The sequence below is a fragment of the Bacteroides neonati genome (genome assembly GCF_000499785.1).
Lineage (GTDB): Bacteria > Bacteroidota > Bacteroidia > Bacteroidales > Bacteroidaceae > Bacteroides > Bacteroides neonati.
In genome coordinates, this window is record NZ_HG726023.1 from 63,840 (window position 1) to 88,204 (window position 24,365).

Consider the following 24,365-nt stretch of genomic DNA (forward strand, 5'->3'; position numbering starts at 1 on the left):
TTACCATTTTATCATATCGATGGGTTGTTCGTGTAGGCATACCATGTACTTCTCTAAAATTATTTCGGGCTGATAGGATAGTTTCGCTTTGCGTAACCCTTCGATGCCGAGGTCTTCTTCGCGATTAATATAGGTGTACTGTTCGGGTATGTGATTGGCAAACTCATAGTTGATCATGGCATAAGCCCCGTCGATTGTCGTATCTGCCTTTTCTACATGTACTCCGAAGGTGTCGTTATTGATCGGCATACCGAAAGTGAAAGCTACAATCTTGCCATTGGCACGAAGAATGCCACCGCTTAGTCCCAACGCTTCGAAATGGTGCAATGCGTAAATCAATGCCCTGCGCTCGTTGCCGGTACCTTCCTGCTTATCGCAATTGTTAACCTTGCACCATTCTGCTTCCAGTTCCAAGCACTCCTGTATGCGGTCGGGGGTGATGGCTGCATACTCATAATCGGGATATGTGTTGCGAAATTTGTTGATGTGATTCCGTTTCGATTGAAACTTCTTGCCTTTCAACGTGGCCAGATCAGTGTGCAGATAGATGTAATCGGCATAATCCCTATCGGCTGTGAAGTCAAACTGTCCCGGCAGCAGGTTTTCCAGCTCACCTCTCATGCATGAGCAAGCACCCAACATACAGAAGGGTTGCTGTTCGTGCCGTGCATCTTCTATGAGCTCTTTCAATACCTTTTCCAAGTCTCCGGTGCCTACGGGCATCATATAAGCCAACTTTTCTCCTGCCCAGAATTTGAAAACAAGAAAGTTATCGACAATGGCAAACTGTGTATCGTATAAGAATCTCCAGCTGCAAAGATTGGAGAAAGAAAGATCGCAATTGCGACGAGGACTGTTTAGTGTATATGCTGTAATGGTATCTCTATCCTGTAAAGTAATGTCTTTAAATGCTATCATAAATTTATTTTTTCCAAATGAATACTATATATAACAAGAAAAGGGGTGATTTTGTTACAACAACCCTAATAAATGTAAGATTGTCGGTGTCAGTATGGCCGTAAATATGCCATTGAGTGTTAACCCTAAACTGGCATAAGCACCGTACTTACTACTGATGTCCATCGCGGTAGAAGTTCCTACGGCATGTGCAGCTGCACCCAGCGAAAGCCCTTGCGCAATGGGGCTGCCTACACGCGTCAGCTTCATTATCTTAATTCCGAGAATAGCACCAAGTAAGCCCACACTAACCACAACGGCAGCCGTTAATGACGGAATACCACCCAGTGCTTTGGTTACCTCCATGGCAATAGGCGTGGTTACAGATTTGGGTGCCAACGACAAGATCACCTCCTGAGAGGCTCCCATTACTTTGGCTATGACCACTACCGATACCACTCCTACAATGCAACCGGCCAGTTGCGAGAGCACAATCGGCAGAATTTGTTTTTTGATCGTTTCCAGTTGCAGATACAGCGGAACGCCCAATGCCACCACAGCAGGTTTCAACCAAAACTCAATCAAGTGTCCGCCTTCATTATACGTTTCAAAGCTGATATGTGTCATCTTTAAAAAGATGATGAGCAGCGCGATGGTTAGTAAGATGGGGTTGAGTAGCACCAACCCGGTTTTCTTTTGCAATAGTTTTGCCAGGAAGTATATTCCGAAAGTAATGGCTAAGAGAAAGAACTCGTTTTCTAAATAATTCATTTGATTTTGCGTACTAATTGATGAATCCAGCCGGTAACAACGAGCACCAGCAATGTGCTAACGGTAGAGGCAACCACAATGGGCCAGAATTGCGCTTCGATGATATCGAAGTAAAGCATTAATGCAACACCGGGAGGGATAAAGAAGAAACCGAGATTAGCGATCAGGAAGTCGGACATACCCTGCACCCACTGCAACTTGATCCAACCTAATTTGAGAAAAAGGGTAAGTAATAACATGCCGATAATACTCGATGGAAACTTTATTCCTGTGAGAAAGACGATTAATTCACCCAAAGCTAAACAGCCAAACAAAATGGCACACTGACGTATCATACTAATTTTAGTTGAATTTAAAAAACACTGCAAAGGTAACAAAATAATGCTATCCCCTGTTCTCCATTCTATATATGAGGCTATTTTTTAACTTATCGTTTGCTGTGCTAAGATGATGAATTCAGTACATTCCATTTGCCTAAGGGTATACCCCGGTAAATGCCTGATGGGTACCTGTCTTAATGGACACTTGTCAAAGAAAAAATCATGAAATAAGAAGATGAAACAGGCGCGAAAATGGCTTCTCGACAGTTCCTCTGTCGTTTACTAATGTTAAATAACATATAATTGCATCGTTACGCTATAAAAACCGCAGTTTTGCAATGTAGATATTGCAAAATTGTGTACTTTTGCGGCGTCAAATATACGTTCTACCGAATTTATACAACTATTTAAATATCTATGCTCAACTTGATTAATGAAATTGTTGCGCGTGCGAAAGCGAATCGCCAGCGCATTGTTCTTCCCGAAGGTACGGAAGAACGTACCCTGAAAGCTGCTAATCTGATTTTGACGGATGAAGTTGCCGATCTTATTTTACTGGGCAATCCGGACGAAATTATGGAACTGGCAGTTAAATGGGGATTGGGAAATATTGGCAAAGCAACCATTATTGATCCTGCCAATCACCCCAAACAAGAAGAATATGCACAATTGCTGTGCGAACTTCGCAAAAAGAAAGGGATGACCATAGAAGAGGCTCGCAAACTGGTGCTCGATCCGCTCTACTTAGGTTGCCTTATAATCAAGAACGGCGATGCTGACGGACAATTGGCCGGTGCTAAAAATACAACTGGTGATGTGCTTCGCCCTGCATTGCAGATCATTAAAACAACTCCGGGAATCACTTGCGTATCAGGTGCAATGTTGTTGCTCACCAAGGCTCCCGATTATGGTAAGAATGGTTTGCTCGTGATGGGCGACGTAGCCGTAACTCCCGTTCCGGATGCCTCACAACTTGCTCAGATCGCTGTTTGTACAGCTCATACTGCAAGAGCTGTTGCCGGCATCGAAGTTCCCAAAGTAGCCCTGTTGAGCTTCTCTACCAAAGGCTCTGCCAAGCACGAAGTGGTTGATAAAGTGGTCGAAGCAGTGAAACTTGCCCAAAAATTAGATCCTACGTTGTTGCTCGATGGCGAGTTGCAAGCCGATGCGGCATTGGTGCCTTCGATCGGAGCGGGCAAAGCACCCGGTTCGCCTATCGCAGGAGAAGCCAATGTACTGATCGTGCCCAGCCTCGAGGTGGGTAATATCTCTTATAAACTGGTTCAACGCTTAGGCAACGCCGATGCTATCGGACCGATTCTTCAAGGTATTGCTCGTCCGGTCAATGACCTTTCACGCGGTTGCTCGATCGAAGACATCTACCGTATGATTGCTATTACGGCCAATCAGGCTATTGCTTTAAATAACGCGAAATAATACATTAATCAAGATATGAATATATTAGTATTGAACTGTGGTAGTTCATCTATCAAGTACAAGTTGTTCAATATGAGCAACAAAGAAGTTATTGCACAAGGTGGAATTGAGAAAATCGGCCTCGAAGGCTCATTTCTTAAGTTGACATTGCCCAATGGTGACAAGAAAGTACTCGAAAGAGACATCCCCGAGCATACCGTAGGTGTAGAGTTTATTCTTGAAACCTTGACTCACCCTGAGTTTGGAGCAGTTAAATCGCTCGACGAAATCAATGCGGTAGGTCATCGTATGGTTCACGGTGGTGAGAAGTTCAGCAAATCGGTATTGCTTACACAAGACGTGCTCGATGCATTCGTTGCTTGCAATGATCTGGCTCCGTTGCACAATCCTGCCAACCTGAAAGGTGTCAATGCTATTACGGCTATCCTTCCCAACGTGCCTCAAGTAGGTGTGTTCGATACGGCTTTCCATCAAACAATGCCCGAACACGCTTATCTGTATGCCATTCCTTACGATTTGTATAAGAAATACGGCATCCGTCGCTATGGTTTCCACGGAACCTCTCACCGCTACGTATCACAACGTGTATGTGAGTACCTGGGCATGAAGGCCGAAGGCTTGAAACTGATCACCTGCCACATCGGCAACGGTGCTTCAGTGGCAGCGATCAAAGACGGAAAATGTATCGATACCTCGATGGGATTGACTCCGCTCGAAGGATTAATGATGGGTACTCGTTGCGGCGATATCGACGCAGGTGCGGTGACTTTCATTATGGATAAAGAAAACCTCGACACAGCCGGTATCTCTGATTTGCTGAACAAGCAATCGGGTGTAGCCGGTATGCGAAACGGTGCCAGCGATATGCGCGACTTAGAAGCAGCCGTAGCTGCCGGTGACGAGCGTGCCATCCTGACCGAGCAGATGTACTACTACCGTATCAAGAAATACATCGGTGCTTATGCTGCTGCCATGGGCGGTGTGGATGTGATTCTGTTCACCGGTGGTGTGGGCGAGAACCAACAAACCTGTCGTGCCGGTGTATGCGAAGGACTTGAGTTCCTTGGCGTGAAGATCGACCACGAAGCCAATAAGGCAAGAAGCAAGGAAGTGATTATCTCTACTCCCGAATCGCGTGTGAAAGTAGTAGTGATCCCTACCGACGAAGAGTTGCTGATTGCATCGGATACAATGGCTATCTTGAGCTAATGAAGCAATCCGATTATCGTTAATATAGATGGGCCGGAGACAGTTAAACTGTTCTCCGGCTTTTTTTATGCCCCCTTCGCCCCATGAAGAGCCAAACCGATACGGCTCTATGTTGCCATGAAACCTATTTCCTACCTGTATTTAATACGTCGTTTATCTGCATTCTTCGTGCTTCTTATCTGTTTTTAATTCATTGTTTTGATAGTCGTCTTGCAAGCCGATGATTGTCGCCATGCAAGCCGACCATGATCGCATTGCAGCCCGACCATTGTCGTGTTGCAAGCTGACGACTAAGAAAAGCGGACGAAAGTAGTTAAAGTCAGTATAAGCAACAGCTACTTTTTCTATGAAATGAATATAGATAAAGGGGTTTCTTCATACATCTGTAAACAATCGATTCTTTCGCTGCAATAAAACAGGGTGATGCATGCATAAATAAGTGGATGAGATTGGAATTTGCTTAAAATAAGCTAACTTTGTGGACAATGAAATCCTAATAACGTAAAATAAACTAGAATGAGAAGATTAATTTATGCTTTAGCATTTGTTCTGATTTCTGTTGTCGCCAACGGTCAGGCAAAGTATGTATTCTATTTCATCGGTGATGGAATGGGAGTCAATCAAGTCAATGGTACTGAGATGTATTTGGCCGAAAAGCAGGGACGCATCGGTACGGAGTCGTTGCTGTTTACCCAATTCCCGGTGGCATCTATGGCTACTACTTTCTCGGCAACCAATTCGGTAACAGACTCTTCGGCAGCAGGCACAGCCCTTGCTACGGGACACAAAACATACAACGGAGCCATTGGCCTGGATGACCAGAAAAACAAAATAACCACCGTGGCCGAGCAGGCAAAGAAAGCCGGCAAGAAAGTTGGAGTAACTACCAGCGTAAGCGTAGACCATGCAACTCCGGCTGCTTTCTATGCACATCAGCCCGATCGCAATATGTATTACGAAATTGCAACCGATCTGCCCAAAGCAAACTTCGACTTCTATGCCGGAGCAGGTTTCTTGAAGCCCGCCACAACAGCCGATAAGAAAGAGGCTCCCAGCATTTACCCAATCATCGAAGAAGCAGGCTATACCATTGCCAGAGGCGTCAATGATTTCAAGGCCAAAGCTCCCAAAGCGGGCAAGATGGTGTTGATTCAGGAAGAAGGTGCTTCGACCGCTTCGCTTCCTTATGCCATCGACAGCAAAGCAGGCGATTTGACACTGACTCAGATTACCGAAAGTGCTATCGACTTTTTGAGCAAAGACGCCAAGAAAGGTTTCTTCCTCATGGTCGAAGGCGGACAGATTGACTGGGCTTGCCACGGCAATGATGCTGCCACTACTTTCCGTGAAGTACAAGACATGGACAATGCCATCAAGGTAGCGTATGAGTTCTACAAGAAACACCCGAAAGAAACATTGATCGTAGTCACTGCCGACCACGAAACCGGTGGCATTGCCTTAGGTACGGGCAGATATGAGCTCAACCTCAAAGCACTTCAATACCAGAAAAACTCAATAGATGTACTTTCGGCTAAGATGGGACAGTTGAGAAAAGCAAAGGACAACAAAGTGGCCTGGGAAGATATGAAAGCCTTGCTGGCTGACGAGATGGGCTTTTGGAAAGAGTTGCCTATCAGCTGGGAGCAGGAAAAACTGCTTCGCGATGAGTTTGAACACTCTTTTGTGAAAAACGCAGTAGTCTTTGAAGAGAGCATGTACTCGAAGAGCGAGCCGCTTGCTGCCCGTGCCAAAGAGGTGATGAGCCAGATAGCCAGAGTAAGCTGGGGGCATGGCGGACACTCGGGCGGATATGTTCCCGTATATGCGATTGGCAAAGGTGCCGAGCTGTTCCAAGGCAAAATGGATAATACAGACATACCCAAGCGTATTGCAAAAGCTGCCAACTATTAACGACGCGTAGCTCGGAATACTTATAATAAAGAATCGCCGTCATTTGTTCTTGTTTGGAACAAATGACGGCGATTCTTTTTGTATCTTGTTTATAGTTGTGTCTCGCCTTCTACATAGTTTTCGAAGAAGAAGTTCTCTCCGTCGAAGACAGCGTACGAGAAGAAGTTGATCCAATCGCCCAAAATGGTGATACGTGCCGTTGCACTTAACATCAAGTCGAGCTCAATGTGGCGGTGGCCATAGATAAAGTAGTTGATGTTGGGGTGGCTTTTCAGATACTCTTTGGTGTAGAGCACCAGGTGCTCTTTATCCTCGCCCATATAGTCGGGTTCTTTCCCGTTGGCCCGCTTCTGCCGGCTGTGCTTCGCCCAGCTTAGCCCCAAGTCAATGCTCCAGCGCGGATGAAGGGCTGAGAATAGTCTTTGCATGGTTTCGTTGCGAAACATGGCCCGCAAGAACTTAAAAGTCTTGTCCGGATCGCCCAGCCCGTCGCCATGAGCCAGATAAAATTCTTTCCCATAAATCTCGGTAGTCAAGGGTTCGTGATGCAGAATCACTCCGCACTCTTTCGTCAGATAGTCGCCACACCAGATGTCGTGGTTGCCAACAAAGAAGTGCACCTCTACTCCCATATCGGTAAGCTCCGATAGTTTTCCTAAGAAACGCGTATAACCTCTGGGTACCACTAACTTGAATTCGTACCAAAAGTCGAACATATCTCCCAGCAAATATACGGCGGCGGCATTGTGTTTAATGCTGTCGAGGAAATTCACCAGTCGTCGCTCTTGCGTTCGTCCATGTTCAATGGCACGCGAACCCAGGTGTGCATCAGAAAGGAAATAGATATTCTTCATTATAAAAAGCCTAGTTCTAACTTCGCTTCTTCACTCATCATGTCTTTATCCCATTCGGGTTCAAACACTAAATTAATGGTGGTCGATGTAATACCATCGATGGAATCGACTCGTTGGCGCACATCTTCCATGATGAAATCGGCTGCCGGGCAGTTGGGTGCCGTCAGTGTCATTTCAATGGTCACTTCTCCGTTGTCGGATAAATCGATGTTGTAGATAAGCCCCAGATCGTATACATTCACCGGGATTTCCGGGTCAAATACTGTTTTGAGCATTTCTACTATTTTTTCTTCTGTTTCAAATTTAGTCATGGTGGTAGGGTTTTATATCTGCAAATATAAGAATAAAATCACTTAGACAAGCCCTTCGTCTGCAAAACTGTAGAACTTATCACTACCAATGATAACGTGGTCGGTTAGTTGAATGTTCATTGTACGGGCTGCTTGCTGTATCTGTTGGGTCAGTTGGCGGTCGGATGCGCTGGGCTGGCAGTTGCCCGAAGGGTGGTTGTGGATAAGTGCCAGTTGAGTAGCCCGTTGCAACAGAGCTTCGCGTAGAATGGAGCGTACGTCGGCATACGTACCATCAATGCCTCCGGTGCTGATACGAACGCTGTCGATCATCTTACAGGCCTGATTGAGCAATAAAACCCAGAACTCCTCTTGCGGCGAATCGCACAGCAGGGGATGAAACAACTCAAAGATATCGCGCGAGCAACGAATGGTTTGTCGCTCGCGAACCTCCTGTTGTTTCCGTCGTTTGCCCAGTTCGAGAGCTGCCATGATGGTGATGCTCTTGGCCGGGCCTAACCCTTTGAATGTAGAGAAGTCGTGCACTCCCCAATGAGCCAGTTCATTTAAATTGTTATGACACGAAGCCATGACCCGGCGCATCAGCTCGACGGCACTTTCGTCTCTGCTGCCCGATCCGATAAGGATGGCCAACAGTTCGGCATCGCTCAAGGCGGCAACTCCTTTGTTTACCATCTTCTCGCGGGGGCGATCTTCTTCTGCCCACTGGTTGATGTTTAGTTTTTGTCGCTCGTTCATTGGCAGGGAATGTTACTTATAGAAATTCTTCTTGAAAGCTTCAAACGTATCGCGCCCCAGCACGCACCGTTGCCACCAAGCGCGCCAGAATCCGGTTCCGTAGCCGATTAATTGTATAAAAGCGGCCGCTATGGAGTATATGCCGATGCGTAAGCTGTGGTTTTGCAGCGAGGAGTCAATGCACACCAATACGGCATAAAGCAGAATGGGCAGCAGGCTATACAGGCAAAACAATGAGCCGATCAATAAGAAAGCCACCCCCAGTGTAAACACGCCAGGAAGCAGGTGCACTACTTTCAGTGATTCGGGATACTTCTTATAGAGGTTGATGCGGGCAATGCCCGAGTTGTGTACTTGCTTGAAGAACTTCTTCAGATCGGTGCGGCGTTTGTGATAAACCCATGCACCGGGAAACAACCGACAGCTATATCCCCCCTTGAAGATGCGGATGCTGAAGTCGATATCCTCGCCAAAGCGCATGTCCGAGAAGCCACCCAATGCTTGATAAACCGTTCGGCGAACTCCCATATTGAAACTTCGCGGGTAGAATTTATCCATTTTCTTTTTCCCCCCCCGGATGCCTCCGGTAGTGAAAAAGGAGGTCATGGAGTAGTTGATGGCTTTTTGCATATCGCTGAAAGAACTGTGTGCACGGTCGGGACCACCGAAAGCATCGGCCGGTTTGTTTTGAAGTTCTTGCTCAATGGCCTCAAAATAGCCCGGAGGAATGATGCAGTCCGAATCGAGAATGAGTAAATATTCGCCACGACTTCTTTCGGCTCCGTAGTTACGGGTTTGCCCCGGTCCGGAGTTGGGCTTCTCGAAATAATGAATAGTCAACCGGTCGCTGTATGCATCTGCAATGGTTTTGCAGGGAACGGAGGAACCGTCTTCGACAATGATCACTTCAAAATCGTTGTAGTGTTGTTCGACAAGGCTTTGCAGCAGTTCGTTCACTTCGTCGGGGCGATTGTAAACGGGGATGATGACGGAGTAGCGCATAATAGTATTCGGTTGATATAATTGATGACACAAATATACACGATAATTTGAGATATAATAAAAAAAACGGGAGCAAATGGCTCCCGTTTTTTACTGATACAGTGATTTTAACTGTAAAAGTTATACTTTTACGCGGTTTTGGTATGAACCGTCGCGTGTGTCGATTTCGATTGTTTCGCCTTCGTTGATAAACAAAGGGACACGAATCTCAGCACCTGTTTCCAGAGTAGCAGGTTTGCTGGCATTGGTAGCTGTGTCGCCCTTCAAGCCCGGTTCGGTATAGGTAATCTTCAACTGTACTTTCACAGGAAGATCGGCATACAATACAGTTTCGGTCGAAGCATCAGAAACCACGTCGACAATCATCTCTTCCTTTAAGAAGTCAACACCGTTGATGAGATCGCGAGCAATGGGGTGTTGGTCGAAAGTTTCTTGGTTCATGAAGATATACTCTTCACCTTCTTTATATAAGAACTGATAGGGGCGACGCTCTACACGTACATCTTCCAGCTTCTCGCCGATGTTGAAACGACGTTCAAGGACATAGCCACTGACCACATCTTTCAGTTTCGTGCGCATAAAGGTATTACCCTTACCTGGCTTTACGTGAAGGAATTCGATGCAAAAATAGAGCTTACCATCCATGCGGATGCAAGTTCCGTTCTTGATGTCTTGTGAATTGATCATACTTTAATTTTCTTTTTTATGTAATTATTGAGTTGTCTCTTCCTCATTTAGACTGCAAAAGTAATCTAAATCAATAAAAAAGCCAAAGTCTTTTGACTAAAAATGAGTTATCTCTTGGTTTATTTGAAAAAAGTACCTATTTTTGCAGCCCGATTACAGTAGGATAATAACATAAAACAATATATAGAAATGAAGAGAACTTATCAACCCTCTAACAGAAAGAGAAAAAACAAGCACGGTTTCCGTGAGAGAATGGAGTCGGCTAATGGTCGTAGAGTATTGGCTGCCCGTCGTGCAAAAGGTCGCAAGAAACTAACTGTTTCTGACGAATACAACGGAGTGAAACGATAACACTCTGTTCTTTAAAAGACAAAAAAGAAGTGAAGGTATTGCCTTTACTTCTTTTTTTTTGTCCCCAAATCCCTTGAATTTATAGCCGGAACTGTCTGTCTGATTGGCAACTCTAAAAAACTAGGCGCAACTCTGCACTACTCTGTGTTGAAAATAGTATCTTTGTCTCCAATTGTAACAGCTAAGAATTATGACGGTAAAAGATTTTTTTTCTTTCAAAGCAAATAAATACTTTTGGGTGAATCTGATAGCCATGGTTGTGGTGGTATGCGTACTGCTTTTCATCGTATTGAAGGGGTTGGACATATACACCCGTCACGGAGAGGCAGTGGTAGTACCCGATGTAAAAGGAATGCAGATGGAAGAAGCAGAGGCTTTTCTCCGGAATCATGGCCTTGCTTGTGTGGTTTCCGACTCTAGTTATGTGAAAAACGAACCGGCGGGAAGCATTCTTGATTTAACCCCCGGTGCCGGACAAAAAGTGAAAGAAGGCAGAGTGATTTACTTAACCATCAATGCACTGAACGTACCCTTGAGAGCAGTACCCGATGTAGCCGACAATAGTTCGGTGCGTCAGGCGCAGGCGCGTATGCTGGCTATTGGGTTTAAGCTAACCGAAAACGAGTTGGTGAATGGCGAAAAAGACTGGGTGTATGGGGTTAAGTACAAAGGGCATCAGTTAGTGACCGGCGAGAAAGTGCCTGCCGGAGCAACATTGACCTTGATGGTGGGAAGTGGTGATCTACAAGACGAACTCTCGGGCGATTCGACCGAAGTATCGGGAACCACCGAAGACGCACCCGCACCTGCTACTACCGATGAATCCTGGTTTTAAGTAGATATTAAAAGAAGAAAGACAGAAAACAGATGATAGACGAACTTCCGGACGAAATAGACAATGATATAGATGATATAGAACCCGTCGGAGACGAAGGACAACTATATGAACACTTCCGGGTGGTAGTAGATAAAGGGCAAGCCAAGATAAGGGTTGATAAATACCTTTTCGAACGCATTGTCAATGCTTCGCGCAACCGCATTCAAAAGGCTGCCGAAGGTGGATATGTGATGGCCAATGGTACTCCTGTGAAGAGTAACTACAAAGTAAAACCACTCGATGTGCTTACGGTTATGATGGATCGTCCCCGCTACGACAATGAAATCATTCCCGAAGATATTCCCCTCAATATAGTATACGAAGACCAGCACCTGATGGTGATTAATAAACCGCCCGGTCTGGTGGTGCATCCCGGTCATGGCAACTACACCGGTACCTTGGTCAATGCATTGGCCTGGCACTTAAAAGACGATCCGGAGTATGACGCCAATGATCCGCACGTAGGGTTGGTGCACCGAATAGATAAAGATACTTCGGGCTTGCTGGTCATTGCCAAAACTCCCGATGCAAAGACCAATCTGGGCTTGCAGTTTTTTAATAAAACAACCAAACGCCAGTATCGTGCGCTGGTATGGGGTACGGTAGAGAACAACGAAGGCACCATTACCGGCAATCTGGCACGCAATCCCAAAGACCGTATGCAGATGGCTGTGATGAGCGATCCTACTATTGGTAAGCATGCCGTGACCCACTATCGGGTACTCGAACGCATAGGTTATGTAACGTTGGTCGAGTGTGTGCTCGAAACCGGACGTACGCATCAGATCAGGGTACACATGAAACACATCGGACACGTATTATTTAATGATGAACGATACGGCGGCCACGAAATTCTAAAAGGAACTCACTTTAGTAAATACAAACAATTTGTAAACAACTGCTTTGACACTTGTCCGCGACAGGCTTTGCATGCCATGACGCTTGGGTTCGTACATCCCGCTACGGGCGAAGAGATGAACTTCACCTCGGAGCTACCCGACGACATGACTCAACTGATAGAGAAGTGGAGAGGATATATTAGTAATCGAGAAATAGAATGAAACGCACTATTGCCATTGTTTGCGGAGGAGATACTTCCGAAATCGTAGTATCCTTGCGCAGTGCACAAGGTATCTACACCTTTATTGATAAGGAAAAATACAACTTGTACATCGTCGAAATGGAAGGACTTCGCTGGGAGGTACAACTGCCCGACGGAACGAAGCTTCCGGTCGACCGTAACGACTTCAGCTTTACCAACGGTACGGAGAAAGTCACGTTCGACTTTGCCTATATTACCATCCACGGCACGCCCGGAGAAGATGGTCGCTTGCAGGGATATTTCGATATGCTGCGTATACCGTACTCTTGTTGTGGTGTATTGGCTGCTGCCATCACGTACGATAAGTTTACCTGCAATCATTACCTGGCCTCTTTCGGCATTCGTATTGCCGAGTCGCTGTTGCTGCGTCAGGGACAGTCGGTGAGCGATGCCGATGTAATCGAAAAGATCGGTTTGCCTTGTTTCATTAAACCAAGCCTAGGGGGATCGAGCTTCGGAACAACGAAAGTGAAAACACCCGAACAGATTCAGCCGGCTATCCTGCATGCTTTTTCCGAAGCAGAGGAGGTACTTGTCGAGGCATTTATGCAAGGTACCGAAATAACTTGTGGTTGCTACAAAACAAAAAAGAATTCGGTCGTGTTTCCTGTAACGGAAGTGGTTACTGCCAACGAATTCTTCGACTACGATGCAAAGTACAACGGACAAGTTGAAGAGATTACCCCTGCACGTATTTCGGATGATCTGACGAAGCGGGTACAAACCTTGACTTCTGCCATTTACGATATTTTGGGTTGTTCGGGTATTATTCGAGTTGACTATATCATCACTGAAGGTGAAAAGATAAACCTGCTCGAGGTGAATACTACTCCGGGCATGACTGCTACCAGTTTCATCCCCCAGCAGGTACGTGCTGCCGGACTTGATATTAAAGATGTAATGACCGATATTATTGAGAATAAGTTTTAAACGCATAATGATGGATTTAACAGAGTTTGATGAGATTCGTCCATATAATGACGATGAACTTCCTCAGATACTAGAGGAGCTGATTGCCGATCCGGCTTTTATTAATGCTGCCTGTGCTGCCATACCCAATGTTTCGTTCGAAATGCTGGCTTATCAGATGCGTGGCTGCAAAACAAAACAAGATTTTCAGAAAACATTCTGCTATGGTATTCTATGGAAGATTGCCGCAGACTATACAGATGGTTTAACGCTCGATCATACGGCTTTGCCCGACAAGCAGAAAGCATATACTTATCTGTCCAATCACCGCGATATTATTCTGGATTCGGGCTTTCTTTCAATTTTACTCATTGATCATGGCATGGATACGGTAGAAATTGCCATTGGCGACAACCTATTGATTTATCCGTGGATCAAGAAATTGGTACGTGTCAATAAATCATTTATTGTGCAACGTGCATTGACCATGCGCCAGATGCTCGAATCATCGGCTCGCATGTCTCGTTATATGCATTATACGGTTTCTGTCAAGAACCAGTCTATCTGGATGGCACAACGCGAAGGTCGTGCCAAAGACTCGAACGATCTGACCCAAGACAGTATCTTGAAAATGTTGGCCATGGGTGGCGAAGGAGATATTCTTGATCGCTTGATGGAGATGAATATTGCTCCCACCGCTATCTCATACGAATACGATCCGTGCGATTACCTGAAGGCTCAGGAGTTTCAGCTTAAACGAGATGTAGAGGGATATAAGAAAACGACGCAGGATGATTTGAAGAATATGCAGACCGGTCTTTTCGGGTACAAAGGTAAAGTGCATTTTCAGGTAGCCCCCTGCATCAATGATGTATTGTCTACGCTCGACCGCTCACTCTCGAAACCCGAACTGTATGCAACCATTTCGACGTTGATCGATAAGCGGATTCATGCGAATTACCGAATCTATCCGGGCAACTATGTAGCACACGATTTATTATCGGGCCAAGCCACTTTCTCTGCGCAGTACACCGTTGAAGAGAAACAACACTTCGAGACGTATATTGAGAAGCAATTGGCGCGTATTGATATTCCGAACAAAGACTTGCCGTTCTTACGTGAGAAAATGTTGTTGATGTATGCCAATCCGTTAATAAACTATCAGATAACCCAGTAGTCACCTACTAATTGAATGAAATCATGAACTATTTATTTACAGGAATGTTTGTATTTTTTTCTTCCCTCTTTTCTTGTCAGCCAAAAGGTGATTATATAACCCTTTCGGTCGATGAGTTTGAGACACTGATTAAAGATAAGCATATACAGCGACTAGATGTACGTACCTTGGGCGAATATACCGAAGGACACATCTCCGGTGCTCTTAATATCAATGTGCTCAATGACTCCTTTGCTGCTATGGCCGATTCTACTTTGCAAAAGAGCGAACCGGTAGCTTTGTATTGCCGCAGCGGTAAGCGTAGTAAGAAGGCTGCAGCAATATTGAGTTCGAAGGGATATCGCGTTTATGAACTTGGCGAAGGGTTCAACGCTTGGTTGGAGTCCGGAAAAGAAATTGAAGAGTAGATAACGAGTTTACCCGCGAGCGTGTGCCATCACACGTAAAAAGTGAAAGAACCCCTGTTACAGAATTTGTAGCAGGGGTTCTTTCGTGTAAAAGTGAATTTTGGTACTCTTTCGAGTGTTGTTTTATTGCCCTGTTTATTCCAATCCTTCGAGCAATCGTTTCAATACGACGGTGGCCGAAATTTCACGATTGGCTGCTTCGGGAATAACAATGGATTGTTGGCTTTCGATCACTTCGTCGGTCACAATCATGTTTCTACGTACCGGCAGGCAGTGCATGAAGTAGGCCTGATTGGTTACTGCCATCTGGCGGTCGCTCACCGTCCAGTCACGGTCTTTGCTTAGTATCTGTCCGTAGGTATCGCCCGAATAGGCTGCCCAGTTTTTGGCATATATAAAATCAGCTCCTTCGAAAGCTTTCATCTGGTCGTACTCTACGCGTGCGTTGCCTACAAATTCGGGCGCCAGTTCATAGCCTTCGGGATGTGTGATCACAAATTCATAATCGGTAGCATTCATCCACTCGGCAAACGAGTTGGGTACGGCCTGTGGCAATGGACGCGGATGAGGAGCCCAGCTCAGTACCACTTTGGGGCGAGGCTTCTTTTTATATTCCTCAATCGTGATGAGGTCGGCAAAGCTCTGCAAAGGATGGCGCGTAGCTGCTTCCATGGAGAACACCGGACGTCCGGAGTATTGGATAAACTGATTGATGATTACCTCTTGATAATCGTATTCGCGGTCTTCGAATCGAGCAAACGAGCGTACCCCGATGATGTCGCAGTAGCAACCCATCACCGGAATGGCTTCGAGTATATGTTCGGGTTTATCGCCGTCCATGATTACACCTCGCTCGGTTTCAAGTTTCCAGGCACCTTGATTGATATCGAGCACCATTACATTCATGCCCAGATTCATGGCTGCCTTGTGTGTGCTGAGACGAGTGCGAAGGCTTGAGTTGAAGAAAATCATCATCAACGTTTTGTTTCGTCCCATCTCTACATACTTAAACCGATCGTTCTTGATCTCGAATGCTTCGGCAAGTGCAGACTTCAGGTTGCCGATGTCCTGTACACAAGTAAATTTCTTCATGTTCTTTTATTTGTTAACTGTTAATCACTGATTGTTATTTCCTTATCTGGCCGTCTCCTTCGATGATCCATTTGTACGAAGTGATCTCCTCCAGCCCCATGGGGCCGCGTGCATGGAGCTTCTGTGTGCTGATTCCTATCTCGGCACCCAATCCGAATTGCGCCCCATCGGTGAAGGCTGTCGATACGTTGGTATATACGCAAGCAGCATCGACCAAACGGGCAAACAGGTTGGCACGTTCCCGGTTTTCGGTCACGATACTTTCGCTATGTTTCGAACTATATTCCTGAATGTGTCCCAGTGCATCCTCGAAGGTAGGCACTGTTTTAACGGCCATCTTATAGTCCAGAAATTCGGTTCCGAAGCTATCGGGGGTAGCCTGTCGCAGCATTGAGACCGGGTAGTGCCCTTGCAAGGCATGGTAGGCTTTGGCATCGGCATAGATGATGACGTTGCTTGCCTGTAATTCGCGACACAGCTCGGGCAGGTCGTGCAAACGAGCTTCGTGAATGAGTACACAGTCGAGTGCGTTGCAAACACTCACCCGACGGGTTTTGGCGTTGTGAATGATGGCAGCACCTTTGGCTGTATCGCCGAACTCGTCGAAGTAAGTATGGCAAATACCGGCTCCTGTTTCGATCACCGGTATGGTAGCATTTTCGCGGACAAAGTGAATCAGTCCGCTACTACCGCGAGGAATCAATAAGTCGACATAACCAACGGCATGTAGCAGTTCGGTAGTCGCTTCGCGGTCGGCAGGTAGCAGTTCGACGATATGTGTGTTGATGTGATAATCCTTCAATACGCTGTGTATTACCTTTACGATGGCACGGTTAGATGCATCGGCATCACTTCCGCCTTTGAGTAGGCAAGCGTTGCCACTCTTCAGGCATAGAGAAAAAACGTCGAAGCTCACGTTGGGGCGTGCTTCGTAAATAATGCCGATCACGCCAAAAGGAACGCTTACTTTGGTTAGTTTCATTCCGTTGGGGCGTATGCTTTCTTTGAGAATACGCCCCAGCGGAGAGGGTAGGGTTGCTACATTGCGTATATCGGCAGCAATCTCTTTCAAGCGCTGTTCGGTCAGTTTCAAACGGTCGTATTTCGGATCGCTTTTATCCATCCGCTCCAGATCCTTTTGGTTCTCGCTCAGAATGTAGTCCGATGAGGCAATGGCGGCATCGGCTACGCTATGGAGCAGCTGGTTGATGGTTTCGTCGTTTACCAATGCCAACTCCCGTCCGGCAGCCCGTACAGCTGCAAATGTTTCGTTCAGATTCATGCCTCTATTCTATATAAAGATAGTCATAATGTACTACTGCTTTCTTTCCGTGTTTACCCATTGCTTCGCGTGCCTGTGCCGAGTCGCAGTTGGCCTTGCCTACACCTACGGGATGCCCCAGAAAATTGATGATTCGCACAATGTCGTCTTTCTCGAACTCACCTTCGATGCGGGTAATGCCTACGGGCAATATACTGACTGCTTTGTCCGAGGTCAGCACATCGGTTGCACACTCATTGATGTGTATTTCGCCTTTGGCGAATCCATCGCTGTGCGCAATCCATTTCTTGATACTCGATACGGGTGCTGCCGAGGGGGTAAAACGGGTACAAAGTGTTTCGGTCGGCTTTTGCAGCAGGTCGACCAATATATTATCGCGTTTGCCGTTGGCAATGATCACGGTGATGCCTTCGTCGGCTACCTTGCGGGCTATATTCGTTTTGGTGAGCATCCCGCCTCGTCCGAAGCTTGATTTGCCGGCCTGAATATAATGTGACAGATCTTTGCCTTGACCGATTTCGCGAATTACTGTAGCATCGGGATCGGCGGGCGAACCATTGTAGATGCCGTCGATGTTACTCAGAATGATAAGCGCCTGTGCGTTCATCATCGAAGCGATAAGCCCCGATAACTCATCGTTGTCGGTAAACATCAGTTCGGTTACTGAGATGGTATCGTTTTCATTGACAACCGGAATAACACCATTCTCAAGCATCACCGTCATACAGTTCTTTTGATTGAGGTAATGGCGGCGTGTACCGAAGCTCTCTTTGGTGGTAAGCACCTGACCAACCGGAATACCGTGGTCGCGAAAGAGCTCATAATAGCGGTTGAGAAGCTTGGCCTGCCCCACAGCCGAAAATAGTTGACGCTGGTCGACGCTGTCCAGTTTCTTATCGGTACGTATTTCGCTGCGTCCGGATGCAACAGCTCCCGATGAGACTAAAATGATTTCTACGCCTGCCTGATGAAGTTCGGCTATTTGGTCAACCAGAGCCGACATACGTGTCACGTCTAATGTACCATCCGGCCGTGTTAGGACATTACTTCCTACCTTTACGGCAACTCGTGTAAACTCTTGTTTCATTCTGCTATCATTTTGAAAATACAAATATAGGATTTTTTCCTTTAAAGCAGGTCGTACTCTTAGTATTAAAAGCACCTAAGTCCTGTGATGGAAAAGAACTGTATTTATATACGCAAACATCCCCATGTTTTAGATCGAAACATGGGGATGTTCTGTACTAAAACATGGGGATGTTCTTGTTCTTTGTTTGGGGTTTTTTACTGATAAGGTTATTCGCCTTCTTTTTCTTGGTTACGGATGATTGCCATTGCAGCTTCATAATCTTTCTCATTGACCATAACAGTAGCCGTAGGACTTATGTAAGGGGCTATAGAGGTCATTAATCCGTCTTTCAACGCCGCTTCGATGTTGTTACTCTCGAGCAATCCTCTAACAAGTTCTGTTTCCCATTTAGAGCCCGAGAATACTTCTACTAACTTGGTGCTATCTTCTTCTTTCATAATACTGAATGTTTGAAAGTTTATACTTCTATAATTAGAACAAAAGAAAATAAGAGATTGTTTCTGTTCGTCGGCAATTATTCGAGTGTTACGCGCTGAACGGTAACGGGCCGATGAAGGAATGCGGAAGCCGATTCAACAAACTTTTCTTCGGCTTCGGTGGTACAAAAGCTACATTCGCCTCCTTGTGTACATTTGGCTACCATTTCGGGATGTCGGAGCAAATAATCTTTTAAACTGGCAGCTACGTATTCGCCTTGCGAGATGATTGCCATACCATCGGGCATATAATGCTTAATCTTAGGAAGCAAGAGCGGATAGTGCGTGCAACCCAAGATAACGGTATCGATATGATAATCTTGACGAAGTAATCTGTCGATATATTTCTCGATAAAGAAATCGGCTCCGGCACCATAAGCTTCGTTGTTTTCGACTAGCGGCACCCACATCGGGCAAGCCTCGCCACTGACACGGATATCGGGAAATAACTTATGGATTTCGAGCGGATAGGATTCTGAGTGAATGGTACCCGCAGTAGCCAGTACACCGACATGGCGGCTTTGGGTTATCTGTCCGACGCATTCAACCGTAGGACGAATAACACCCAATACCCTGCGTTGTGGATCCATGTTGGGTAAATCGTTTATCTGAATGCTTCGCAGTGCCTTGGCCGAAGCGGTATTGCAGGCCAATATCACCAAGTGACATCCCATTTCGAATAGTTTAGTAACGGCCTGTCGTGTGAACTCGTATACGATTTCAAACGAACGGCTACCATAAGGGGTGCGGGCATTATCGCCCAAATAGATGTAGTCATACTGAGGCAAAGCCTCTCTTATTTTACTGAGGATGGTTAGTCCACCATAGCCTGAATCAAAGATACCGATCGGACCCGGCTTTTGAGATAATTGCTGTTTCATGACGAACAATGCTTAGAAACACAAAGGTAATAAAAAAAGGGAGATAAAATCTCCCTTTATATAATATAACTGTAATGGCTTATTTGATACCCAAATGAGCTTTTACCTTTCCTGTCAGGTCTACACTTTGAGGACCTACGTAAGGTATCGGAGTACGAGCCAGATCGAATACATAAACAACTCCTTCGGCAGCACCTACGGCTTTGATGGCATCGTCCAATTTCTTATAGATGGGAGTCATCAAATCGGTTTGTGCTTTTTGCATACCTTGTTGAGCATCTTGTTGAAATTGCTCTTGTCTTTGTTGCATATCCATCAACTCTTTTTGTCTTCTTTCTGCGATGTTTTGAGGAAGCGAGTCTTTAGCGATAGCTTGTTGAAACTCTTGGTATTTCTTGCTGAACTCTTCTTGAGTTCTGGTTAGCTCTTCTGTGTATTTTTTATCCAAAGCTTGTAGGTCGGCTTGCGCTTTAGTAAACTCGGGCATAGCGATGATTACTTCCTGAGCGTTCATGTGACCAAATTTAAGAGCTTGTGCAAATACACCCATAGGGAGTACTAACATGATTAAGAGTGCAATTTTTTTTAGCATAGTTCTATTATTTAAATGATTATTGTTCGGTTATTTGATGCAAATGTATGAAATTAATTTGAATATCCTAAATTTGCCAATACTTCATTGCTGATGTCAATGCGTGGCGAAGCGAAAATAATGCTTGTGGCAGAGGCTCTGTCTACAACTACGGCATACCCTTTAGCTTCGGCTATCTCTTTTACGACATTGTATATTTGGTCTTGAATAGGCTTCATCAGTCCTTCTCTCTTCTTTACTAGTTCACCTTCGGGACCAAAATACAAACGTTTGAGCTCGGCTGTTGCTTTCTCTTTTGCAACGATTTCTTCCTCTCTCTTCGTCTTTTGTGCTTCGGATAGGGTTGCCGTTTCCGATTGATACTTCTTGTATAAATCTTGTGCTTCCTTGCCGAGTGTTTCAACTTCACCCTGCCATTTCTTGGAAGCCTGATTCAGTTGTTCGGTTGCACGCTCATAAGCCGGAATATTCTTTAAGATATACTCCATGTCAATGAGAGCAAATTTTTGTGCGTTGGCTGCCATTGAAACAGCAAACAGCAGAATAATAAATAGAACAGACTTTCTCATAACACTTGTTTTTTTAGTGAAACTATTAGAATTCTTGACCCAATACAAAGTGGAAGCGGCTACCGCCTGCATCTTTAGAACCTTGTACCTTATCGAAACCGTAAGCCCAGTCGATACCCATCATACCGATCATCGGTAGGAAGATACGTACACCAACACCTGCCGAACGTTTAAGATCAAATGGGTTGAAGTTCTTAATATCATGCCATGCATTACCTGCTTCGAGGAATCCTAACACATAAATGTTAGTACTTGTTTCGAGCATAAGCGGATATCTTAATTCGACACCCAAACGAGTGTATGCATAACCTTCAAGACCGCGGTAAGGAGTCAATGAGCTGTTTTCGTAACCACGCAATGCAATACTTTCGGTAGCATAGCTTGAGTAACCTGTCATACCGTCGCCACCTACATCGAATGTTTCGAACGGAGATTTCTTGTATTTGTTGTAGTGACCCAATAAACCGAATTCGGCACGTGTCATCAATACAGGACATTTAACTGCCGATGAGAGTGCAGTATAGGTTTTTGATTTGAATTTCCATTTGTGGTATTCTACCCATTTGTGCATTTTGTTTACATCGTTCTGATTGTACTGATCGTACTTGCTGTAATCAACTCCATCAAAGAGTGAGTAAGGTGGTGTTAGCTGTGCCGACAAAGAGATATCCGAACCGCTACGGGGGAATATCGGATTGTCTACCGAGTTACGAGCCAACGTCAGGTTCAAACTGATGTTATTACACTTACCGTTTGTTACGGGGAAGTATTGCCAGTCGCTCAAAATATAACGCTGGAATGACAACTCGGCCGAAAGCGTAAAGAAGTCATCGGGCCAGCTCAAACGCTTACCCCAACCGGCTGACAGTCCCCACATCTTAATTGACTTATCGGGGTCGTAGTAGTTTTCGTAGTTGTTGTAATTACCATAATTGTAGCTTCCGTAACCGCCATAACCGCTATACATATTGTTATAGTAGTTGTTCATGTATGACGAGTTGTAGTACTGGCTGCTGATATCTGTCTGTACCGAGAAGAATCCCGACAGAGAGAATGAGTTGGGACGCTTACCGCCAAACCAGGGGTCGAAGAACGAAATGCTATACGATTGATAGTATTGTGCATTGGTCTGTCCGCTGATGGTCAATGTCTGTCCGTCACCTTGAGGGAGAATACCGCGATAGTTTTCGCCCGGGTGCAAGAGGTTGGCCAAAGAGAAGTTGGTAAACTTCAAACTCAGCTTACCGATCACACCTGTCTGTCCCCAACCGGCCGAGAATTCTACCTGGTCGTTTGCTTTTGATACGAGATCATAACCGATATCAACGGTTCCTTGTTCGGGGTTTGGTTGAATGTCCGGTTTGATATTCTCCGGGTCAAAGTGTCCCATTTGTTGAATTTCGCGCATAGAACGCATCAAGTCTTCTTTGCTGAACAACTGTCCGGGGCGGGTACGGAGTTCGCGACGAACTACGTTTTCGTATAAACGGTCGTTACCATTGATTTTAATCTTGTTGATGGTAGCCTGGCGACCTTCAAAAATTCTCATTTCAAGATCAATAGAATCGCCAACAATGTTTACCTCTACCGGTTCGAGGTTGTAGAACAAATATCCATTGTTGTAATATAGGTTACCAATGGCATCGTCATCGGTAGATATACGTTCGTTAAGCAATTTTTGGTTGTACACATCACCTTTCTTCATTCGTAGGTAGAAGTTCAACTGCTCTGATGGATATAGGGTATTTCCCACCCAGGTTATGTTGCGTAGGTAGTACTTATCGCCTTCTTCCAATTTTAAAAAGACATCTACCGTCTTGTCGTCAAATTTAGATACGCTATCTTTTACGATACGCGCGTCACGGTAGCCCAATTCGTTATACTTATCGATGATTAATTGCTTGTCTTCTTCATATTTTTCATTAACGAACTTCTTGGTGCGGAACAGGTTCAGCAACTTACCCTTTTCGTTGGTTTTCTTCATAACGCGTTTCAGCTTGGAGTCTGAAAGTGCTTTATTGCCTTCGATGGTAATAGCGTGTACCTTTACTTTCTCTTTCTTGTCGATATTTACATCAACAATTACTTGATTTGGGTTTGCCGTGTCATCTTTCTGCGAAATAATAACTTCGGCATTCTTAAACCCTTTGTCGTCAAAGTAACGTTTGATAAGTACTTTAGCACGGTCTACCAGATTCGGAGTAATCTGGCTGCCTTTGACCAATCCTAGTTTGGCTTCCAGGTCCTGACGCTCTGACTTCTTTACACCGTGATAGCGGATGTCGGAGATACGAGGGCGTTGGGTCAAGTTAATTTTTAACCACACCTTGTTACCTTCAATCTTCTCGGCAGTAATCTGCACGTTAGAGAACAAACCATGTCGCCAATAGCGTTTGATAGCTCCGGTTATTTCATCACCCGGTATGCTGATCGTTTGTCCTACCGATAAGCCCGATAGACCGATGAGTACATAGTCTTCGTAGTTTTTAACACCTTCAACCTTGATGTCTGCAATCTCCAGTTTCTTCGGAGTTCCTGAGTATAGAATAACAGGCTTTGAAGATTCGTCAGTGTTAGCATCTTGTGCCATGCTCATCTGCGGATAGCAAAAAAGACAGAAGAGTGTTACGAATATAAAGGAAATACGATAATGCATTTATGTTATAATTATTTAAGTTAACTTATTTGTTCACTGGTTTTGCCGAAGCGACGTTCCCGTTTTTGATAATCACAGATAGCTTTTCTAAGCTCGTCTTCGCGGAAGTCGGGCCAGAAGGTTTCACAGAAATAGAGTTCAGAGTAAGCGCATTGCCACAATAGGTAATTACTCATTCGGATTTCTCCTCCGGTACGAATTAATAAATCCGGGTCGGGCATGAAACTTGTTGTTAAATATGTTGAGATGAGTTCGCTTGTTACCTGTTCGGGTGATAGTTCTCCTTTTTGAACTCCAATGGCAATCTGTCGTGCCGCTTCGGTTATTTCCCAGCGGGATGAGTAGCTAAGTGCCAGCACCAGACTCATGCCTGTATTGTATGATGTATGTTCAACACAGCTTCTTAGACGTTCTTGTACATTGGCAGGCAGCTTACCGATGTCTCCTATGATACGAAAAGAGATATTGTTTTTCATAAATATTTCTTCTTCGATCGATTCGAATAGAAGACTCATCAATGCTGCAATTTCATCCGATGGCCGATTCCAGTTTTCGGTCGAGAATGTATATAAAGTTAGATACTTAATTCCCAACCTTGCAGCTTCTTCGGCTATGACATGTACCGTTTCTGCACCAATTTGATGACCGTAGCTACGCTCGTGTCCGCGTTGCTTCGCCCATCGTCCGTTGCCGTCCATGATAATGGCTACATGGCGAGGTATTCGCTTTAGATCTATTTGTTCGTTATATGACATTTCATCTAATTG

General features: G+C 45.2%; 26 protein-coding genes. 9 read left to right on the forward strand and 17 right to left on the reverse strand.

Going from position 1 to position 24,365, the window contains the following annotated elements; translation table 11 throughout:
• From TY03_RS12900 to TY03_RS12910, 3 genes are read right to left on the reverse strand one after another with little or no spacing between them, the layout of a single operon-like run.
• Entirely contained in the window at positions 1-918 is a 918-nt protein-coding gene (locus tag TY03_RS12900; protein ID WP_042370681.1) for a DUF2156 domain-containing protein, read from the reverse strand.
• A 54-nt stretch (positions 919-972) separates the two neighbouring features.
• On the reverse strand, positions 973-1,668 hold the full coding sequence (locus TY03_RS12905) for an LrgB family protein (RefSeq protein ID WP_042370682.1): 696 nt from the start codon (positions 1,666-1,668) through the stop codon (positions 973-975).
• On the reverse strand, positions 1,665-2,003 hold the full coding sequence (locus TY03_RS12910) for a CidA/LrgA family protein (protein ID WP_042370683.1): 339 nt from the start codon (positions 2,001-2,003) through the stop codon (positions 1,665-1,667). The genes TY03_RS12905 and TY03_RS12910 overlap by 4 nt, the downstream gene beginning before the upstream one ends.
• Positions 2,004-2,405: 402 nt before the next feature.
• On the opposite strand from TY03_RS12910, the gene pta reads away from it, so the two are divergent.
• From pta to TY03_RS12925, 3 genes are all read left to right on the forward strand, one after another.
• Positions 2,406-3,425, forward strand: coding sequence for a phosphate acetyltransferase (gene pta / locus TY03_RS12915; protein WP_042370684.1), 1,020 nt, complete (start codon positions 2,406-2,408; stop codon positions 3,423-3,425).
• 15 nt (positions 3,426-3,440) lie between these two features.
• Positions 3,441-4,634 (forward strand): acetate kinase, encoded by a 1,194-nt coding sequence (locus TY03_RS12920; protein ID WP_042370685.1) that lies wholly within the window; start codon positions 3,441-3,443, stop codon positions 4,632-4,634.
• Between the two features lie 516 nt (positions 4,635-5,150).
• Positions 5,151-6,545: an alkaline phosphatase gene (locus tag TY03_RS12925; protein ID WP_042370686.1), complete on the forward strand. Its 1,395-nt coding sequence runs from the start codon at positions 5,151-5,153 to the stop codon at positions 6,543-6,545.
• Positions 6,546-6,634: 89 nt separating this feature from the next.
• Here the strand turns inward: TY03_RS12925 and TY03_RS12930 are convergent, their stop codons facing one another.
• The 5 genes from TY03_RS12930 to efp all read right to left on the reverse strand — a co-directional run bounded on the left by TY03_RS12930 (position 6,635) and on the right by efp (position 10,137).
• Positions 6,635-7,399, reverse strand: a complete 765-nt coding sequence (locus tag TY03_RS12930) for a UDP-2,3-diacylglucosamine diphosphatase (protein ID WP_042370687.1) — start codon at positions 7,397-7,399, stop codon at positions 6,635-6,637.
• Complete coding sequence (locus TY03_RS12935) at positions 7,399-7,710, reverse strand: metal-sulfur cluster assembly factor (protein WP_042370689.1); 312 nt, start codon at positions 7,708-7,710, stop codon at positions 7,399-7,401. The genes TY03_RS12930 and TY03_RS12935 overlap by 1 nt, the downstream gene beginning before the upstream one ends.
• A 42-nt stretch (positions 7,711-7,752) precedes the next feature.
• Positions 7,753-8,448 (reverse strand): RadC family protein, encoded by a 696-nt coding sequence (gene radC, locus TY03_RS12940; RefSeq protein ID WP_042370691.1) that lies wholly within the window; start codon positions 8,446-8,448, stop codon positions 7,753-7,755.
• Between the two features lie 12 nt (positions 8,449-8,460).
• Positions 8,461-9,450, reverse strand: coding sequence for a glycosyltransferase (locus tag TY03_RS12945; protein ID WP_042370693.1), 990 nt, complete (start codon positions 9,448-9,450; stop codon positions 8,461-8,463).
• A 120-nt stretch (positions 9,451-9,570) separates the two neighbouring features.
• A complete protein-coding gene (gene efp, locus TY03_RS12950) occupies positions 9,571-10,137 on the reverse strand; it encodes an elongation factor P (RefSeq protein WP_042370695.1) in 567 nt (188 codons plus the stop codon).
• Between the two features lie 189 nt (positions 10,138-10,326).
• Between efp and rpmH the strand changes: the two genes are divergently transcribed.
• The 6 genes from rpmH to TY03_RS12975 all read left to right on the forward strand — a co-directional run bounded on the left by rpmH (position 10,327) and on the right by TY03_RS12975 (position 14,960).
• Positions 10,327-10,488, forward strand: coding sequence for a 50S ribosomal protein L34 (rpmH, locus tag TY03_RS21925; protein ID WP_074434177.1), 162 nt, complete (start codon positions 10,327-10,329; stop codon positions 10,486-10,488).
• Positions 10,489-10,678: 190 nt separating this feature from the next.
• Positions 10,679-11,323, forward strand: a complete 645-nt coding sequence (locus tag TY03_RS12955; RefSeq protein WP_042370697.1) for a PASTA domain-containing protein — start codon at positions 10,679-10,681, stop codon at positions 11,321-11,323.
• A gap of 32 nt (positions 11,324-11,355) precedes the next feature.
• Positions 11,356-12,426, forward strand: coding sequence for an RluA family pseudouridine synthase (locus tag TY03_RS12960; RefSeq protein ID WP_042370699.1), 1,071 nt, complete (start codon positions 11,356-11,358; stop codon positions 12,424-12,426).
• Positions 12,423-13,397, forward strand: coding sequence for a D-alanine--D-alanine ligase (locus tag TY03_RS12965; RefSeq protein ID WP_042370701.1), 975 nt, complete (start codon positions 12,423-12,425; stop codon positions 13,395-13,397). The genes TY03_RS12960 and TY03_RS12965 overlap by 4 nt, the downstream gene beginning before the upstream one ends.
• Before the next feature lie 10 nt (positions 13,398-13,407).
• Positions 13,408-14,553 carry a hypothetical protein gene (locus tag TY03_RS12970; RefSeq protein ID WP_042371359.1) on the forward strand — a complete coding sequence of 382 codons (1,146 nt, stop codon included), beginning with the start codon at positions 13,408-13,410 and terminating at the stop codon, positions 14,551-14,553.
• Between the two features lie 23 nt (positions 14,554-14,576).
• On the forward strand, positions 14,577-14,960 hold the full coding sequence (locus TY03_RS12975; protein WP_042370703.1) for a rhodanese-like domain-containing protein: 384 nt from the start codon (positions 14,577-14,579) through the stop codon (positions 14,958-14,960).
• A 135-nt stretch (positions 14,961-15,095) separates the two neighbouring features.
• On the opposite strand, the gene TY03_RS12980 is transcribed toward TY03_RS12975, so the two are convergent.
• The 9 genes from TY03_RS12980 to TY03_RS13020 all read right to left on the reverse strand — a co-directional run bounded on the left by TY03_RS12980 (position 15,096) and on the right by TY03_RS13020 (position 24,353).
• Positions 15,096-16,052 carry a Rossmann-fold NAD(P)-binding domain-containing protein gene (locus TY03_RS12980; protein WP_042370705.1) on the reverse strand — a complete coding sequence of 319 codons (957 nt, stop codon included), beginning with the start codon at positions 16,050-16,052 and terminating at the stop codon, positions 15,096-15,098.
• Positions 16,053-16,086: 34 nt separating this feature from the next.
• The gene (locus tag TY03_RS12985) at positions 16,087-17,334 is read right to left on the reverse strand and encodes a glutamate-5-semialdehyde dehydrogenase (RefSeq protein WP_042370707.1); all 1,248 of its coding nucleotides are present in this window, start codon (positions 17,332-17,334) and stop codon (positions 16,087-16,089) included.
• A 4-nt stretch (positions 17,335-17,338) separates the two neighbouring features.
• A complete protein-coding gene (proB, locus tag TY03_RS12990; protein ID WP_042370709.1) occupies positions 17,339-18,421 on the reverse strand; it encodes a glutamate 5-kinase in 1,083 nt (360 codons plus the stop codon).
• A gap of 209 nt (positions 18,422-18,630) precedes the next feature.
• Complete coding sequence (locus TY03_RS12995) at positions 18,631-18,861, reverse strand: DUF2007-related protein (RefSeq protein ID WP_042370711.1); 231 nt, start codon at positions 18,859-18,861, stop codon at positions 18,631-18,633.
• A 77-nt stretch (positions 18,862-18,938) separates the two neighbouring features.
• On the reverse strand, positions 18,939-19,781 hold the full coding sequence (gene murI, locus TY03_RS13000; protein ID WP_042370713.1) for a glutamate racemase: 843 nt from the start codon (positions 19,779-19,781) through the stop codon (positions 18,939-18,941).
• Positions 19,782-19,860: 79 nt separating this feature from the next.
• Positions 19,861-20,373, reverse strand: a complete 513-nt coding sequence (locus TY03_RS13005) for an OmpH family outer membrane protein (protein WP_042370714.1) — start codon at positions 20,371-20,373, stop codon at positions 19,861-19,863.
• Positions 20,374-20,426: 53 nt separating this feature from the next.
• Entirely contained in the window at positions 20,427-20,942 is a 516-nt protein-coding gene (locus TY03_RS13010; protein WP_042370716.1) for an OmpH family outer membrane protein, read from the reverse strand.
• 25 nt (positions 20,943-20,967) lie between these two features.
• Positions 20,968-23,598 (reverse strand): outer membrane protein assembly factor BamA, encoded by a 2,631-nt coding sequence (gene bamA / locus TY03_RS13015; protein WP_042370718.1) that lies wholly within the window; start codon positions 23,596-23,598, stop codon positions 20,968-20,970.
• 20 nt (positions 23,599-23,618) lie between these two features.
• Positions 23,619-24,353 (reverse strand): isoprenyl transferase, encoded by a 735-nt coding sequence (locus TY03_RS13020; RefSeq protein ID WP_042370720.1) that lies wholly within the window; start codon positions 24,351-24,353, stop codon positions 23,619-23,621.
• Positions 24,354-24,365: the final 12 nt, after the last annotated feature.